The 16732-nt window shown below is 46.4% G+C and carries 13 protein-coding genes; 5 read left to right on the top strand and 8 right to left on the bottom strand.

Going from position 1 to position 16732, the window contains the following annotated elements; genetic code table 11:
• Positions 1–12 precede the first annotated feature (12 nt).
• The 8 genes from carB to mnmL all read right to left on the bottom strand — a co-directional run bounded on the left by carB (position 13) and on the right by mnmL (position 11535).
• The gene (gene carB, locus BT127_RS03390; protein WP_075423628.1) at positions 13–3204 is read right to left on the bottom strand and encodes a carbamoyl-phosphate synthase large subunit; all 3192 of its coding nucleotides are present in this window, start codon (positions 3202–3204) and stop codon (positions 13–15) included.
• Between the two features lie 109 nt (positions 3205–3313).
• Complete coding sequence (locus tag BT127_RS03385; protein WP_075423627.1) at positions 3314–4414, bottom strand: carbamoyl phosphate synthase small subunit; 1101 nt, start codon at positions 4412–4414, stop codon at positions 3314–3316.
• A gap of 107 nt (positions 4415–4521) precedes the next feature.
• Entirely contained in the window at positions 4522–5448 is a 927-nt protein-coding gene (gene pyrF, locus BT127_RS03380; protein ID WP_075423626.1) for an orotidine-5'-phosphate decarboxylase, read from the bottom strand.
• A 7-nt stretch (positions 5449–5455) separates the two neighbouring features.
• The gene (locus tag BT127_RS03375) at positions 5456–6724 is read right to left on the bottom strand and encodes a dihydroorotase (RefSeq protein ID WP_075423625.1); all 1269 of its coding nucleotides are present in this window, start codon (positions 6722–6724) and stop codon (positions 5456–5458) included.
• 25 nt (positions 6725–6749) lie between these two features.
• On the bottom strand, positions 6750–7286 hold the full coding sequence (gene pyrR / locus BT127_RS03370; protein WP_075423624.1) for a bifunctional pyr operon transcriptional regulator/uracil phosphoribosyltransferase PyrR: 537 nt from the start codon (positions 7284–7286) through the stop codon (positions 6750–6752).
• A 282-nt stretch (positions 7287–7568) separates the two neighbouring features.
• Positions 7569–9956 (bottom strand): family 43 glycosylhydrolase, encoded by a 2388-nt coding sequence (locus tag BT127_RS03365; RefSeq protein ID WP_075423623.1) that lies wholly within the window; start codon positions 9954–9956, stop codon positions 7569–7571.
• A gap of 167 nt (positions 9957–10123) precedes the next feature.
• On the bottom strand, positions 10124–10579 hold the full coding sequence (locus tag BT127_RS03360) for a GNAT family N-acetyltransferase (protein WP_075423622.1): 456 nt from the start codon (positions 10577–10579) through the stop codon (positions 10124–10126).
• On the bottom strand, positions 10576–11535 hold the full coding sequence (gene mnmL / locus BT127_RS03355; RefSeq protein WP_075423621.1) for a tRNA modification radical SAM protein MnmL/YtqA: 960 nt from the start codon (positions 11533–11535) through the stop codon (positions 10576–10578). Before mnmL ends, BT127_RS03360 begins: the two co-directional genes overlap by 4 nt.
• 124 nt (positions 11536–11659) lie before the next feature.
• Here mnmL and BT127_RS03350 point away from each other — a divergent pair, with 124 nt between their 5' ends.
• From BT127_RS03350 to aspS, 5 genes are all read left to right on the top strand, one after another.
• Positions 11660–12157: a shikimate kinase gene (locus BT127_RS03350; protein ID WP_350339273.1), complete on the top strand. Its 498-nt coding sequence runs from the start codon at positions 11660–11662 to the stop codon at positions 12155–12157.
• Between the two features lie 179 nt (positions 12158–12336).
• Positions 12337–13074, top strand: a complete 738-nt coding sequence (locus BT127_RS03345) for a nucleotide-binding protein (RefSeq protein ID WP_075423620.1) — start codon at positions 12337–12339, stop codon at positions 13072–13074.
• Between the two features lie 37 nt (positions 13075–13111).
• Positions 13112–13513 (top strand): methylglyoxal synthase, encoded by a 402-nt coding sequence (locus BT127_RS03340; protein ID WP_075423619.1) that lies wholly within the window; start codon positions 13112–13114, stop codon positions 13511–13513.
• Positions 13514–13602: 89 nt separating this feature from the next.
• Positions 13603–14943, top strand: a complete 1341-nt coding sequence (gene hisS, locus BT127_RS03335) for a histidine--tRNA ligase (protein WP_075423618.1) — start codon at positions 13603–13605, stop codon at positions 14941–14943.
• A 2-nt stretch (positions 14944–14945) separates the two neighbouring features.
• Positions 14946–16721: an aspartate--tRNA ligase gene (gene aspS / locus BT127_RS03330; protein ID WP_075423617.1), complete on the top strand. Its 1776-nt coding sequence runs from the start codon at positions 14946–14948 to the stop codon at positions 16719–16721.
• The last annotated feature ends 11 nt before the right edge of the window (positions 16722–16732 follow it).

Here is a 16732-nt window from a genome sequence, read left to right as displayed (position 1 = left end):
GCATTCATTATATCATATAGTTGTTATATCTATAAGTTCAACGTCATTTATGGTCCTGCCGGATTCAAGTACCTTTGCAAGAGCCTTAGCCGTATCGATAGCTGTAAGACTGCATATCGAACGTTCTATGGACTTCCTTCGCATCTTTACCGAGTCTCTCTCAGGAAGACGTCCCTTTGCGGAAGTAGAGATAACATAGTGTATCTTTCCGCTTTCAAGGAGGGTAACTGCATTAGGTTCACCCTCACTTATCTTACGCACAAGGTGAGCGGCTATCATATTTCTGTGGAGTACGCTCTGAGTGCCTGATGTAGCGTAAAGCTCGAATCCCATACGCTCGAACTTATCTGCAATAGGCAGTATCTCCTGTTTATCGGCATCACGTACCGATATAAGGACTCCGCCCTCACGTTTCAGGTCAAAGCCTGCGGCGATAAGTCCCTTAAGAAGGGCGTCCTCGAGGTTTCTTCCGATACCGAGACACTCACCTGTGGATTTCATCTCAGGTCCGAGCATAGTATCAACATCCGTGAGCTTCTCGAAGGAGAATACAGGTACCTTTACAGCAACGTAATCGCCTGCGGGATAGAGACCGCTTTCGTAACCCATATCCTTAAGCTTAGCGCCGAACATTATCTTTGTGGCAATATCAACCATAGGGATACCTGTTACCTTGCTGATGTAGGGAACTGTTCTTGAAGAACGGGGGTTGACCTCGATAACGTAAACTTCATGGTTGTAAACAACGTACTGGATGTTTACAAGACCGATAACGTTGAGTTCCTTTGCAAGAAGACGAGTATACTCAACGATGATTCGCTTTATACGGTCTGAAAGGTGCTGTGCGGGGTAAATTGAGATAGAGTCACCTGAGTGAACGCCTGCACGTTCGATATGCTCCATGATACCCGGGATAAGGAAATCCTCACCGTCGCATATAGCGTCAACCTCGACTTCGGTTCCCATCATGTACTTGTCGATGAGTACGGGATTCTCGATATTGTGGCTCATGATGATGCCCATATACTCGATGATATCAGCCTTTGAGTGAGCGATTATCATGTTCTGTCCGCCGAGTACGTATGAAGGACGCATAAGAACAGGGTACCCCAGTGATTCAGCGGCTTCGATAGCTTCTTCCGTATTCATTACGGTGTGACCTGCAGGACGAGGTATGCCGCACTTTTCAAGTATTTCATCGAAACGCTCTCTGTCCTCTGCGGCATCTATCATGTCTGCGGAAGTACCGAGTATCTTTACGCCCATGTCAGAGAGATGACGAGTGAGTTTTATAGCGGTCTGACCGCCGAACTGTACAACAACACCGTAAGGCTTTTCGGTCTCGATGATAGAAGCCACATCCTCCTTTGTCAGAGGATCGAAGTAAAGACGGTCGCCTGTATCGAAGTCGGTGGAAACTGTTTCTGGGTTGTTGTTGCAGATAACAGCTTCATAGCCGAGTTCCTTAAGAGTCCATACACAGTGAACGGAGCAGTAGTCGAACTCGATACCCTGACCGATACGTATAGGTCCCGAACCGAAAACTATTACCTTCTTTTTGCCTGTATTCTGATGCTCTATGAACTCAGCGGCCTCATTTTCTTCATCAAAAGTGGAGTAGAAGTAAGGCGTTTCAGCCTTGAACTCGCCTGCACAGGTATCGACCATTTTGTAAACGGCACTCTTGTGCTTGGGACACTTCTGACCTGAAAGGCGTTCGATAGTGCTGTCGAGGTAGCCGTACTGTTTTGCGATATCGTACTTTTCCTCGGTAAGTTCGCCGTCAGCAAGCCATTTTTCAAGCTCTACAAGGTTCAGCAGCTTATAGAGGAACCAGTTATCTATCATGGTTATCTCGTGTATCTCCTCGGGAGTTATACCGCGTTTCAGAGCCTCGAAGACACAGAATGAGCGTTCGTCATCGATGTCATGGAGCTTAGCTCGAACCTCATCATCGCTCAGCTTTGTGAACTTCTTGAGAGTCATTGTATCGATACCAAGCTCGATAGAACGGACTGCCTTCATCATAGCCTGTTCAAAGCTTGTACCGATAGCCATAACTTCTCCCGTAGCCTTCATCTGAGTGCCGAGAGTACGCTTGGCGTATACAAATTTATCGAATGCCCATTTCGGGAACTTGATCACAACGTAGTCCAGTGCAGGTTCAAAGCAGGCGTAAGTCTTTCCTGTGACCTGATTTATTATCTCGTCAAGAGTGTAGCCGATAGCGATCTTAGCGGCAGTCTTTGCTATAGGATAACCTGTAGCCTTTGAAGCGAGAGCAGACGAACGTGAAACACGGGGATTGACCTCGATAACAGCGTACTTAAAGCTTGTTGGATGAAGTGCGAACTGACAGTTACAGCCGCCTTCTACTTTAAGCTCCTTAATGATGTTGATAGCAGCTGTACGGAGCATCTGATACTCTCTGTCGCTGAGGGTAACAGCGGGAGCGATAACTATACTGTCACCTGTGTGAACACCGACAGGATCGAAATTCTCCATAGAACATACGGTTATTACATTTCCCTTTGCGTCACGGATAACCTCGAACTCTATCTCCTTCCAGCCGCTGATGCACTTCTCAACGAGTATCTGAGTGATAGGGGAGAGTCGCAGTCCGTTTGTAGCGATCTCGTGGAGTTCTTCCTTTGTATTTGCGATACCGCCGCCTGTACCGCCGAGGGTGAATGCAGGGCGGACGATAACAGGATAGCCGATAACTTCAGCGAAGTCCATAGCGTCATCTACATTTTCAACGACCTTTGAAGGGATACAGGGTTCGCCTATCTTTTCCATAGTGTCCTTGAAAGCCTGTCTGTCCTCAGCCTTGTGGATAGTTTCGGGATCAGCACCGAGGAGCTTGACGTTATGGGAATCAAGGAAGCCTTCCTCTGCAAGCTGCATGGAAAGAGTAAGACCTGTCTGACCGCCGAGTGTGGACAGCAGGCTGTCGGGCTTTTCAATTTCAATTATGCGCTTGATAACGTCGAGAGTAAGAGGTTCGATGTAGACCTTGTCTGCCATAGCCTTGTCGGTCATAATGGTAGCAGGGTTAGAGTTTACGAGAACTACTTCCAGTCCTTCCTGTTTGAGCGCACGGCAGGCCTGTGTGCCTGCGTAGTCGAATTCGGCAGCCTGACCGATAACGATCGGGCCGGAGCCGATAACAAGTACCTTTTTTATATCATTTCTGAGTGGCATTTCTATTACCTCCAAATTAACAGCAAGTATCATTGTAGGGAACGGCGCCCTCGCCGTTCGATAAAATATATCACTTATGCGGAACGCCGAGGGCGGCGTTCCCTACTGATCATTTTTTACTCATCGTTTTTACGAAGTCGTCAAACAAATACGATGTGTCAAGCGGACCGCCGTGTGCTTCGGGGTGGAACTGAACAGTAAATGCGTTGACGGAGGTATAGCGTATGCCTTCACAGGTCTTATCGTTTGCGTTGATATGGGAAACATGTCCCACAGAAGGATCGATGCTGTCACCGATAACAGCGTAGCCGTGGTTCTGGCTCGTAACGTATGTCAGACCGCTTTCAATGTCGATAACAGGCTGATTTGCGCCGCGGTGACCGTATTTCAGCTTCTCGGTCTTACCGCCGTTTGCAAGAGCCATGAGCTGATGACCGAGACAGATGCCGAATATCGGTATACCGAGCTTTTCGATTTCTTTGATATTGTCGATTATTTCAACATTTTCCGCAGGATCTCCGGGGCCGTTCGAGAACATTATGCCGTCGGGAGCTATAGCCTTTACTTCCTCAGCTGTTGTGTAAGCGGGGACTACTATGACTTCACATCCGCGCTTTACAAGTTCCTGACGGATATTGCGCTTGTAGCCGAAGTCGAAAAGGACTACCCTGAACTTCTTCTCATCTGGGGTATATGTAAGAGTGTCCGAATTAGTTACGCTCCTGACCGCATCCCTTACAGAGAAAGCACGGATCTTTTCAAGAAGCTCGTCCTTTTTAGCATAAACATCTTCGGTAGTGATAACACCGTTCATAACACCTACCTCACGGATGATACGTGTAAGGCGGCGTGTATCGATGTTGTGTATACCGATTATGTTGTGTTCGATGAGAAAATCGTTCACATTTCCCTCACAGCGGAAGTTTGAAGGAGCATTGCACCACTCCCTTACGATATAGCCGCTGACGTAGGACTTAGCGGACTCGTTGTCCTGAGAATTTACGCCGTAGTTTCCTATAAGGGGAAAGGTCTGTGTAACGATCTGACCGTAGTAGCTGGGATCGGTGAGAGTTTCCTGAAAGCCTGTAACTCCTGTAGTGAAGACAACTTCACCGATCACTGTACCCTTGGCGCCGAAGCTTCTGCCCTCGAACACCTGTCCGTCGGCGAGCATAAGGTAAGCTTTTTCGCCCATGTTGAATAATGACATTTTAGTAGTCCTCCTTGAAATGAAAAATAGAGGTTAAGAAGTATATGAACATCCGAACGCCATTGTACGGATGATACTGTATATCAACGGACCATAGTCCGCATTGATCACTTTAAGTTAATGTACTGAGTAATATCGTCTCTCATGCGGATAACTTCTCTTCTTGCAGCCTTAGCGAAGTCGCGCTCGTCGCACTCTTCCTTCTTGTAAGCGCACATAACTGCACGGGAGGAGTTTACGATAGCGCCGAGACCATTCTCGTCGAATCCGCCCTTAAGACCTTCTGCGCCGCCGCCCTGAGCGCCGTATCCGGGAACAAGGAACATAGTGTGCGGAAGTCTCTGTCTGAGTTCTGTGAGCATTTCGGGGTATGTAGCACCAACAACGGCACCAACATCGGAGTAGCCGAATTTGCCGATAGCTTCCGATCCCCATTTTTCGCACATATCACCCATTGCTTCGTAGATAGTGCGTCCGTCAGCGAGTTTCATATCCTGAAGCTCACCTGATGAAGGGTTGGAAGTTTTTACCAGTACGAAAATACCTTTATCGCGCTCACGGCAAACCTTAAGAAGTGGGTTGATGCCGTCCGAACCGAGATAACCGTTAACTGTGAGAGCATCAGCACCGAAAGCCTCGATATCGTTCTCGCCTACAGCAGTAACACCGATGTGAGCGTTTGTATAAGCCTCCATAGTAGCGCCGATATCGTTTCTCTTGCCGTCTGTCATAACGAACATGCCGTTGAGCTTTGCATAGCGGATAGTTTTTTCGAGGGTTCTTATGCCGTAGTGACCGTACATCTCATAGTAAGCAGCCTGCGGCTTGATAGCAGGGACAATATCGTGTATCTCGTCGATAATAGCCTGATTGAAGTCGAATATAGCCTTTGCAGCAGCTTTAAGAGTCCAGCCGTCGTTATCGAGGTAGCGGCGCTTGATAAAATCAGGCACATATTCAAGCTTCGGATCGAGACCTACTACAGTAGGGTTCTTCTTTTCTATGATCTTTTCAATAAGTCTGTCAAATGACATATTTTTCTCACCTTTCGTCGTAGCGTATTTTTCCTTTGGATATAGTAACAAGAGCTTTACCCGTAAGAGTCATGCCCTTGAAAACCGTATTATGTGATTTGGAATGGAGCTTATCGGGGTCTACAGTCCACTTCCTGTTTATGTCAGCGATAACAAGGTCAGCCGCAGAGCCTTCACGTATTGAAGGTACTTCAAGACCGAGTATCTTTCTTGGGTTTGCACTCATAAGCTCAACGACCTTGTTAAGAGTTATCTCACCTGTATGGTAGAGAGCTGTAAGAGTTGCGGCAAGAGAAGTTTCAAGACCGACAACACCGTTCGGAGCTTTTTCAAAGTCGGCCTTTTCCTCAGCTGTGTGAGGAGCATGATCGGTAATGATGCAGTCTATAGTGCCGTCCTTTATAGCGTCTATGATAGCACGAACATCCTCGGGCGTTCTCAGGGGAGGGCTCATTCTGTAATCCGCATCACGCTTTTCAAGGAGCTTATCCGTAAGCATGAAATAGTGTGGAGCTGTCTCGCAGGTCACTTTAACTCCTCTGGACTTTGCAAAGCGTATCATAGCGGCGCTTCCCTCAGTGCTTACGTGGCAGATATGTATTCTTGCGTTGACAGAGGAAGCAAGGATCATTTCTCTTGCAGTGATGTAATCCTCGGAAGCACGGTCCATTCCTTTGACTCCGAGTTTTGCGGAGGTCTCACCTTTGTTGATTATACCGCCGTTGATAATGTTCAGATCCTCACAGTGTGAAGCTACAAGCAGGCCATTCTTGTTGGAGAGTTCGAGTGCCTGACGCATCTGCTCAGCATTTTCAACAGGTCTGCCGTCATCGGAGATACAGATGCAGCCTGCGGCTTTAAGTGCATCATAGTCACAGAGCCCATTTCCGCACATACCGCCTGTTATGCAGCCCACGGGATAGACTTCAACGCCCGTATCCTTTGACTTGTCTATGATATAGCGGATAGTATCGGGGTTATCGCATGGCGGCTTGGTGTTCGGCATTGCAAGGACTCCCGTAACACCGCCTGCAAGTGCAGCGGCACAGCCTGTCAGGACATCTTCCTTGTGGGTGAGTCCCGGATCACGGAAGTGGACATGCATATCGAACAGGGAAGGCATAAGTACAAGACTGTTTCCGTCGATGACTGTATCGGCAGATTCTGCGATATTGTTTCCTACCTTTGCGATAATACCGTCACTGATGAGTACATCAGTGACCTTATCGCATTCTGTATCAACTGCACGTATGTTTTGTATGAGGATTGATGACATAAAAACCTCCGATCGTAGTGTATGTTTATTTTTGTTCTTTCAGGAAGATAGCCACACTGTCAGAGCCGTCAAGCTCAGTGACAGATACCTTTACCACCTCGCTGTGGGAGGTAGGAAGGTTTTTGCCCACATAGTCGGGACGTATAGGCAGTTCACGGTGACCACGGTCCACGAGTACAGCGAGCTGTATCGAGCGGGGTCTGCCGCGTTTTATAAGAGCATCAATAGCAGCACGAACGCTTCTTCCCGTAAAAATGACATCATCCACAATGATAACATTCTTGTCCCTTACGGGGAAAGATATATCCGTTTCATCCTGAGGTATATCATCTGTTTTGTCGTCACGGTAGGGAGTAATATCGAGTGTACCGAACGGCACGTCGTTATTTTCAAGCTCCATTAGTTTAGCGGCAATACGTTTACCGAGGGGAGCGCCCCTTGAAAGTATGCCGACTATGCAGATATCATCCGTACCCTTATTGCGCTCGATTATCTCATAGGAGATACGCGCGATAGCACGTCCCACAGCCTTGTCGTCCATAATTATGCGTTTTTCTTCCATAGCTGACTCCTGAATAAAAAATACCCGCCTGCAATGACAGACGGGTAAAAGCTTTTTATTGTACACGCACAGAAATACACAGCTATAGTGAAGCTGTTGTGCATAATATACGATTGCTTCTAAAATCAAACCGCCTTGTCAACCTCACAGGATCGAATTAAAGGATATTTGTAATAGACTTTATATATTATATCACATACAGAATGATTTGTCCAGTGATTTCAGAAAAATTACAAAATGTTAACATTTGACATCGGGACTGCTGTCAAAGTATCATGCAGTTCACTCGGTTTTTGTGGTGAAATCTGGAAATGTGGTTGCTTTTCCGAGAACATATCCGTTAAGGAGGACAAGGTCATTTATATTAACTTCACCGTCTCTGTCAGTATCGGCAGATATCTTTTCATAGTCATCTTCAAAGCCGTCTGTAAGACCGTGACGAGCGGAGACCAGGTCGAAGGTGTTTATTTTACCGTCCCCGTTTACATCGCCCATAATGATAACGGGAGCAGGTCCTGCACCTTCTATTTCGGTGCCTGCCTGTGCGCCGACAGCATCATCGATGAAGAAATCGCATGTGCCTGAATCTGTTTCCGCATAGATATACAGGTCGGATGCGTCCTGAGGGATAGTGAACTCCTTGTTTGCAAGCTGTATCCATTTGCCCTTTACTGCTGTACCCGAGGCGATCTTTTCATAGTGAGCAACATCCTCTGAGTCGTTATACTGCAAAGTAAGGTGGAAAAGTTCGGAAGAAGGACCTTCCCTGTAGCAGATATTTGTGCTGAAGCTGTATGTCTCACCCGGTCTGAAAGCGGAGCTGAGAGGGAGAGAAGTACCGTTCCATGCGGAAGTTCTTTCGGTTACAGCAAGAGCCTTCTGACCTGAGAAAGAAGCTATATCACTTACTGCAACAGCTGCGGGACCTCGTCCAGTCCATTTTTCCGTACCGTTTTCAAAGCTGCTGCGGAAATATAACCCGTTCTCATCGGGAACGATAACTGTAGGTGCGTTCCATTCTGTTCGGCTGTAGTCGAAGAAATCGAAGTCAGCGTGACCGCCTGTGCTGGAGGTCGCAAAGCTGTATATCGCACTTCTGTAGCCTGTGAACATTTTCAGGTCATAGGTCATACTGAGTTCTTCACCGAGCTTAGTCCAGTCCGAACCGTTGTAGGAATAATAGAAATTGGCCTTGTCGATATTATTTGATGAACTCATATCGCTCTTGATATCGTTGAACTTGAAATCCACCTTGAGGTAGATCTCATCGCCGTTGAGAGGAGCTTCTTCGATTATTTTTTCACGGCTGTCGGTGATTGCGGAGTTGCCTGAATATCCGCCGTTCTTTGCCATGTATACTTTTTTGTTGCCGTTTCCGTCAACATATACGCCTATATTTCCGTAATTGAACTGGAAAGCTGAAAGACCGGCATGATCTCCGGGTTTCAAGCCTGATGCGTCCATTTTCACGATGCTGCTGCAAGCAGGACCTTCGGTACGCATAGTAAGTGTATTACGGGCGTTGAGCAGGTCTGTAGCTTTATTGTTGTTGTGCAGTCTGAGCCAGCCGCTTCGCTCTGTAACGGACCATGACTTATTATCGGGATTGTGGTTCCACTGCCATTCCAGTTTCAGTTTATCCGAATCGTAGCTGAAATCATCCGATACAGCGAGGGAAGTACCTGCGATATCTCCGTCGATCTCAAAAGTAACGGGAGCCTTGCCGTTAACGCCCATTATGGGCCAGCCATTCTCCCATGTTACGGGAACGAGTACGGGTATACGTCCTACAGCGCCGTGATCCTGGAACAGCATACCGTACCATTTGCCGTCGGGAGTATCCACGATACCGCCCTGAGCAGCACCGCTTCCGTAAGAACCTACACCCGAGTTGAGGACGGTCTTGCTTTCGTAATTGCCGAGGAGTTCCTTGGAGCGGTAGCATATCTCTATACGTCCGCTTCCGTTTGGCCATGCGATTATGAATACATAATAGTAATCGCCGATCTTCTGGATGTGGGAACCCTCTCCCGCAAGACCTGTCAGACCTGTTTTGAAGAGAGTTTTCTCGGTCCCGCCCCATTTGAAACCTGTCATTTCGGAGTTGAGTTCCTTTATTTTGATCTCGCCGCCTCCGCCGTATACCAGGTAGTTGCGTCCGTCATCGTCAAAAAGAATCGATGCATCGTGGTACATTCCGTTTATCTCGCTTCGTGTCCACTTACCGTTTTCTATATCGTCGGTAGTATAGATGTAGGATTTTCCTGTACCGTAGCTTCCGAAGAAAACATAGTAGTGACCGTTGTTGTAGCGGAGACTTGCTGCCCATTGTCCGTGGGAGTAGTCATGTTTTCCGTTAGTCAGGTTCTGTACATCGCCGTCAGCCATGGTGTCGTAGACGTAATTGCAGATCTCCCACGATACAAGGTCTTTGGACTTCATTATCGGTGCGCCGGGGCTGAAAAACATTGTCGTACTGACCATGTAATATGTATCGCCAACACGGATCACATCGTTATCGGGTACATCTGACCAGATAACGGGATTGTGGACTTCTGCTGCGGAAGCAGCCAGCGAGAAAGACATCCCCGATGAACACAGGACCGCTGATGTGGTGTTAAGCAGCACAGCAGCAGCCGATAAAGCGGCTAAACGTTTTGATATTTTCATAATATTACCACCCTTTCAGTGCTAAATTTTCCCAATATCATTATAATATTTTTGTTACAATGTAACAACCGAGAAAATGAAGAAATGGTGCATATTATGAAGAAAGCAGGCTGTCCACCTGCTTGATGCAACATTACACAACACTGTAAGGTGTGTTTTGTGCGGTGTTACTTTAATTTTTTATAGAAACTTACGTGGGAACATAGTTCACCAAAACCGTTCTTCTGATAGAAACGGTACGAAGGCTTATCGTTATCAGTCTGAAGGAAAATTCCGAAGATATCTTTCTTTTTGATATCCTCCTCTATCATTGCCATAAAGCGTGAACCGGTACCGCTGCCCTGATAGTCGGGCGAGACGCAGAATTCCTCGATATTGTAGTTTGTACCTTCCCACCAGTGACGTATCATACCGACTGACATCGCGATTAGCTTATCATCCAGGAAAAGACCGTAATTAAGGGCGTTATAGGAACATGATATCTCCTTCATGTATTCCATAAGCTGTTCTGTATCGTTCCAGTCGTCGTTCCAGGGTTCGCCGCCGAAAGCGTTTTTGTATAGTGCAGCCATTTGCGGAAGAGCTGAACTGTCGAGCGCTCTGAATTGTTCTTTCATGGTCATAGATCATCTCCTGTGTTTGATATATCGTAAAGCCGTCCCTGCCATGTATCGAGTTCGGCGAGTTTTTTATCGATTCCTCCGAGTACAGCGATCTTGTCCGCAGTCCACATGGGAGCGATAAGCTTTGATTTGTCTCCGTCGCCTGTAATGCGTTCTATGACCGTTTCGGGAGGGATAACTTCAAGCTGATGTGCGACGATATTTATGTACTCGTCTCTTGAAAGCATGGAGAACTCGCTGTTTAAGTACATTTCTTCAAGTCGGGTACCTTTTATAACATGAAGCATCTGTATTTTTACTGCATCGGGATACATTTCGGCTGTACGCAGTGCGGTTTCCAGCATCATTTCGTGAGACTCAAAGGGCAGTCCGTTGATGATGTGAAGACAGGTGCGTATCCCTCTTTTTTTCAGCTTATCGTATCCTTTCACGAATTCAGAGTGTGTACAGCACCTGTTTATCAGTCGGAGTGTTTCCTCGTGAACTGTCTGCATACCGAGTTCAACGGTGAGATAAGTTCTGCTGTTCAGTTCTTCAAGAAGGTCAAGGACGTCATCGAAAAGGCAGTCTGCACGGGTGCCTATGGACAATCCGACAACATTCTCGTGAGCAAGCGCTTCGGTGTAAAGCTTCCTGAGGTGAGAGATATCACCGTAAGTGTTGGTATTTGCCTGAAAATAGGCTATCATTTCTGCATTTTCGTACTTCTTTGAAAGCCTGTTGTATTCGGAATCAAGCTGCTGAGTTACAGTGAGGTCGGGACGGGTGAAATAACCGCTTCCGCCGTCGCAGAAAATACATCCTCCGATACCTTTTGTGCCGTCGATGTTCGGACAAGTGAAGCCGCACTCTATAACAGCTTTGTATATTTTTCTGCCGAACCTGCTTTTTATATGGTAGTTCAGCGTATGATACCTTTTATTATCGAGAGAATATCTGAATGGACTTTTCTGCATTTTATTCACCTCATGAACATGATATCATACTATTTTTTCTGTGTCAAATATTTTCCTTTGCAGTATTGACTTTTACGGCCTGCGGGAGTACAATGATAGTATAGTTAACAGAGGAGGAAAAAGGTTGAAGAATAATATCGTACTTATCGGTATGCCCGGAGTCGGAAAAAGTACAGTAGGAGTAATACTTGCCAAAATACTGGGATACAGTTTTGTGGACAGTGACCTTGTGATACAGGAGACGGAAAAGAAGCTCCTTAAGGATATAATCGCAGAAAAGGGCGTGGACGGATTTATCGAAGTTGAAAACCGTGTGAACAGCCGGCTTGAAGCCTACAGATCGGTAATAGCAACAGGCGGAAGCGTTGTCTACGGGAAAGAAGCTATGGAACATCTTTCGGAGATAGCCACTGTAGTGTACCTGAAACTTGATTACAGAAAGCTCCGCTACAGGCTCGGAAACATAAAGAACAGGGGAGTGGTTATACGTGAAGGACAGCGATTATCCGATCTGTATAAAGAACGTGCTCCGCTTTACGAAAAGTATGCTGACATAATTATCGACGAAAATGGCTGCGATATTGAGAAGACAGTTCAGAAGATAGTTGAAAGTCTTAAATAAACCTTTGGCAATGTTGCACAATGTTGAACCGTTGAAAAAGGTTAATTGCACAATTTTCTAATTTGAAGCAAAAACTTCTTTGACAAAATAAGACACTTGTGATATAATGTACATTAGGATTATTATTGAGTTACAGGATGAAGCCCGCGTTAGCAAGCGGATTTCGGAAAGGAATGCATATGTCTAAAATTATTGCGGTAACTTCAGGAAAAGGCGGCACAGGAAAATCAACTGTCTGTGCAGGACTCGGCTACACTCTTGCTAAACAGGGACATCGCACTCTGCTCATTGAGCTCGACTTCGGACTCAGATGTCTCGATATCATGTTCGGCGTTGAGGATTCCATTAAATACGACCTCGGCGATGTACTCAACGGCCGTCAGGACGTTTTAAAGGCTGTTGCACAGGTCCCGATGGCATCCAACCTTAATATTCTCTGCGCTCCGAAAACTCTTACAAGTGTATCGGCAGAACAGATCGTTGAGATCTGCCGTTCGGTAAAGAAGTATTTCGAGTACATCATTATCGATACAGGCGCAGGTATCAACTCACACGTATTCGATATAGTTGAGCAGGCTAACCTTATTCTCGTTGTTTCAACTCCCGATCCTGTCTGCATCAGAGATGCAAGCCTCATGTCGGACGAGTTCTACAACAGAGGAAATAAGAGTCAGCGTCTCATTATAAATAAAATAAGCAAAAAGTTCATCGGTGAAGCTCTTATCGCTAACCTCGATGAGATCATAGACAAGGTAGGCGTTCAGCTTATCGGCGTTATACCTGATGACTTCAAAATGACAATTGCTACCGGAAAGGGAACACCTATCCCTACCGATTCATCTGCTCTTAAGGCGTTCGATGCTATATCCAAGCGTCTCGGCGGTGAATTCGTTCCTCTTACGGTAAAGACTTCATAATACTATATCGACTATGTCGGAGAAAGGACAGATATAAATGAAGATCGCTATTATGGCACATGATGCCAAGAAAGAACTTATGGTGCAGTTCTGCAGTGCATACTGCGGTATCCTGTCCAAGCATACTTTGATGGCAACAAATACAACAGGAAAGCAGGTCAGTGAGGCCACAGGACTTCCGATAAGACGCTATCTCAGCGGACGAGGCGGTGCTGAGCAGATACTTGCGCTGTTAGCATGCAACGAGGTCGATATACTCCTGTTTTTCAGGGATCCTATCAATCCGAAGACTACCGATGTTAACGATATGAACCTTCTCAGACTCTGCGATGTACATAATGTACCTGTTGCAACGAATATCGCAACTGCCGAGGCTCTCATCCTTGCTCTTGAAAGAGGAGACCTCGACTGGAGAGAAGTGGGAAATCCAAGCATCTGACCTGATAATATCAGTAAGATAAAGTTAAATTGTCCCTTTTCAGGGACAATTTTCATGTAAACAATGAATAAACGGAAAGGCTGAATAATATGGCTATTAATATCAAACGCCCGAACGGTACAGAGGATATGCTCCCGAAGGACGCTCACAAGTGGCACACGATCGAGAAGATCACCCGTGAGACAGCAGAAAGCTTCGGCTTCGGCGAGATGCGTACCCCTACTTTTGAGAATACCGACCTTTTCCTGCGTTCCGTAGGCGAAACTACCGATGTAGTTCAGAAGGAAATGTATACCGTTATGGCAAAGGAAACGAAGTTCACTCTTCGTCCTGAGGGTACAGCAGGTGCGATCCGTTCGATGCTTCAGAACGGACTCCTTAACGAAGCGCTGCCACAGCGTATATACTACATCACTTCATGCTTCCGCCACGAGAGACCTCAGGCAGGAAGACTCCGCGAATTCCACCAGTTCGGAGTTGAAATGGCAGGAAGTGCTGCACCTGCGGCAGACGCAGAGGTCATCTCACTTGCAAAGACTATACTGGACCGTCTTGAGATAAAGAACATCAAGCTACTTATCAATTCGATAGGATGTCCTGAATGCCGTGCTAAGTACCATGAGGCGCTCAGAAGCTATTTTTCAGCCCGTGAGGACGAGCTTTGCGATACATGCAAGGAAAGACTCGAAAAGAACCCAATGAGACTTCTGGACTGCAAGAGTCCTATATGCAAGGAAATAGGAAAAGATGCTCCACTCATTATCGACTACCTTTGTGAAGAGTGCAGCAGCCACTTTGAAAGCGTCAAAAAGTATCTTACCAAGCTCGGAATAGAGTATGAAGTTGATCCTAAGATAGTAAGAGGACTCGATTACTACACAAAGACAGTATTTGAATTCGTTACTACCGAGATAGGTGCTCAGGGTACAGTCTGCGGAGGCGGACGCTATGATGGACTTATAGAACAGCTCGGCGGTCAGCATGTTCCCGCACTCGGCTTCGGTATGGGACTTGAAAGACTTCTTCTCGTAATGGATAAGCAGAACTGCGATTTCATTTCACCGAAGAAATGCGACCTTTATTTCGCAACAATGGGTGATGCAGCACTTGAAAAAGCTATGGAACTTTCAAAGCAGCTCCGCGAATTCGGCTACTGTGCAGAGTATGACCTTATGGGACGCGGACTCAAGGCTCAGATGAAGTACGCAAACAAGAAGGATGCGGTTTATACTGTAGTTCTCGGCGACAACGAGCTTGAAGAAGGCAAGGCAAAGCTTAAGGATATGGAATCGGGCGAGGAGAAGGAAGTTCCTCTTAACGATAAATTCGTCCTTTGCTTTGAGGATAACTATATGAATAAAATGATGGATATGATAGAAGAGGACGAAAACGGCGGACTTCTATTCAATTTCAACGGGGAGGAAAACTGAAAATGGCAGAAAGTATGAACGGACTCAAAAGAACGCATTACTGCGGAGAGGTAACTCAGGAAGGTCAGGAGGTCGTAGTCGGCGGCTTCGTTGACAGAATAAGAGACAAGGGCGGAGTTATCTTTATAGTTCTCCGCGACAGAACAGGAGTTGTTCAGCTTACATTCAGCGATAAGTCTGATCCTGCTGTATTTGAAAAAGCATCTACCTGCAAGAGTGAGTATGTACTCATGGCAAAGGGCATGGTACAGGAGCGTGAAAGCAAGAATGACAAGCTCAAGACAGGTCACGTTGAGATATTCGTAACTGAACTGAGGATACTCTCAAAGGCTCAGACTCCACCTTTCGAGATCGTCAGCGAATCGAACGTAAACGAGGAATTAAGACTGAAGTACCGCTATCTCGACCTTAGAAGAGCACCACTTCAGCAGAACATAATCATGCGTCACGATATTGCAAGGGTTACACGTGAGTATTTCTACGAGAACGGCTTTATCGAGATAGAAACACCTATGATGATGAAGTCCACTCCGGAGGGAGCAAGGGACTACCTCATCCCTTCAAGAATACACAAGGGTAAGTTCTACGCACTTCCACAGTCACCGCAGATCTACAAGCAGCTCCTTATGGTATCGGGCTTTGACCGCTATATCCAGCTTGCAAGATGCTTCCGTGACGAGGATCTCCGTGCAGACCGTCAGCCTGAGTTCACTCAGATAGACCTTGAAATGTCCTTTGTTGATGCAGAGGATATCCAGGAGTGCGTTGAGGGATTCATCCAGAGAGTATTCAAGGAAGTTATCAACGTAGATGTACCTACACCGCTTCCGCGTCTCACTTTTGCCGATGCTATGAACCGTTATGGTTCGGACAAGCCTGATACACGTTTCGGCTTTGAGATACAGGATATTACCGAAACCGTAAAGGATATCGATTTTGTTGTATTCAAAAATGCGATCGAAGAAGGCGGAAGTGTACGTGCTATAAACGTAAAGAACGGTGCCGCAACTTACACACGTAAGGAGATCGACAAGCTTGTTGATCACGCAAAGGGTATCGGTGCAAAGGGACTGGCTTACATTCGCTGGGCAGATGAGCCAAACTGCTCATTCAAGAAGTTCCTTGGTGAAGGAGACCTTGAAAAGATATGTGCAGCAGTTGATGCTCATGAGGGTGACCTCGTACTTATCTGCGCTGACAAGACAAAGACAGTTCTTTCAACTCTCGGAGCTATCCGTCTTATCTGCGGTAAGAAGCTCGATGTTATCCCTGAGGACAAGTACAACTTCCTTTGGATCACAGAAATGCCGTTCTTTGAGTATGATGACGAGAACAATACATGGGTAGCAGCACACCACCCATTCACAATGCCTATGGAGGAGTGTCTTGAATACCTCGACACAGATCCTGCAAATGTACGTGCAAAGGCATGGGATCTTGTACTTAACGGCACTGAGCTTTCAAGCGGTTCTATGCGTATCACTGATTACGAGTTACAGCAGAGAATGTTTGAAGCGCTCGGCATGACAGACGAAGAAATTGAAGCTAAATTCGGATTCTTAGTTGATGCTTACCGCTACGGCGCACCACCTCACGGCGGCATGGGTATCGGTATTGATCGTCTTGCAATGATAATGTGCAAGAGCGACAGTCTCCGTGATGTAACAGCCTTCCCGAAGATACAGAATGCAAGCGAGCTCATGAGCGAGTGTCCTTCTGTAGTTGACAAGGAAAACCTGGATGTACTCGGTATAACAGTTACAGAGACAGAGGAATAATTTACAGTATA

The organism is Ruminococcus sp. XPD3002, assembly GCA_900119535.1.
In the GTDB taxonomy this organism is placed as follows: domain Bacteria; phylum Bacillota; class Clostridia; order Oscillospirales; family Ruminococcaceae; genus Ruminococcus; species Ruminococcus flavefaciens_H.
Note: the sequence above shows the minus strand (reverse complement) of the source record. Positions and strands in the feature narration are given on the sequence as shown.

Excerpts from the sequence above, each read along its gene's own strand:
- carB (WP_075423628.1), bottom strand. The coding sequence starts at position 3,204 with ATGCCACTCAGAAATGATATAAAAAAGGTACTTGTTATCGGCTCCGGC.
- BT127_RS03385 (WP_075423627.1), bottom strand. The coding sequence starts at position 4,414 with ATGTCATTATTCAACATGGGCGAAAAAGCTTACCTTATGCTCGCCGAC.
- pyrF (WP_075423626.1), bottom strand. The coding sequence starts at position 5,448 with ATGTCATTTGACAGACTTATTGAAAAGATCATAGAAAAGAAGAACCCT.
- BT127_RS03375 (WP_075423625.1), bottom strand. The coding sequence starts at position 6,724 with ATGTCATCAATCCTCATACAAAACATACGTGCAGTTGATACAGAATGC.
- pyrR (WP_075423624.1), bottom strand. The coding sequence starts at position 7,286 with ATGGAAGAAAAACGCATAATTATGGACGACAAGGCTGTGGGACGTGCT.
- BT127_RS03365 (WP_075423623.1), bottom strand. The coding sequence starts at position 9,956 with ATGAAAATATCAAAACGTTTAGCCGCTTTATCGGCTGCTGCTGTGCTG.
- BT127_RS03360 (WP_075423622.1), bottom strand. The coding sequence starts at position 10,579 with ATGACCATGAAAGAACAATTCAGAGCGCTCGACAGTTCAGCTCTTCCG.
- mnmL (WP_075423621.1), bottom strand. The coding sequence starts at position 11,535 with ATGCAGAAAAGTCCATTCAGATATTCTCTCGATAATAAAAGGTATCAT.
- BT127_RS03345 (WP_075423620.1), top strand. The coding sequence starts at position 12,337 with ATGTCTAAAATTATTGCGGTAACTTCAGGAAAAGGCGGCACAGGAAAA.
- BT127_RS03340 (WP_075423619.1), top strand. The coding sequence starts at position 13,112 with ATGAAGATCGCTATTATGGCACATGATGCCAAGAAAGAACTTATGGTG.
- hisS (WP_075423618.1), top strand. The coding sequence starts at position 13,603 with ATGGCTATTAATATCAAACGCCCGAACGGTACAGAGGATATGCTCCCG.
- aspS (WP_075423617.1), top strand. The coding sequence starts at position 14,946 with ATGGCAGAAAGTATGAACGGACTCAAAAGAACGCATTACTGCGGAGAG.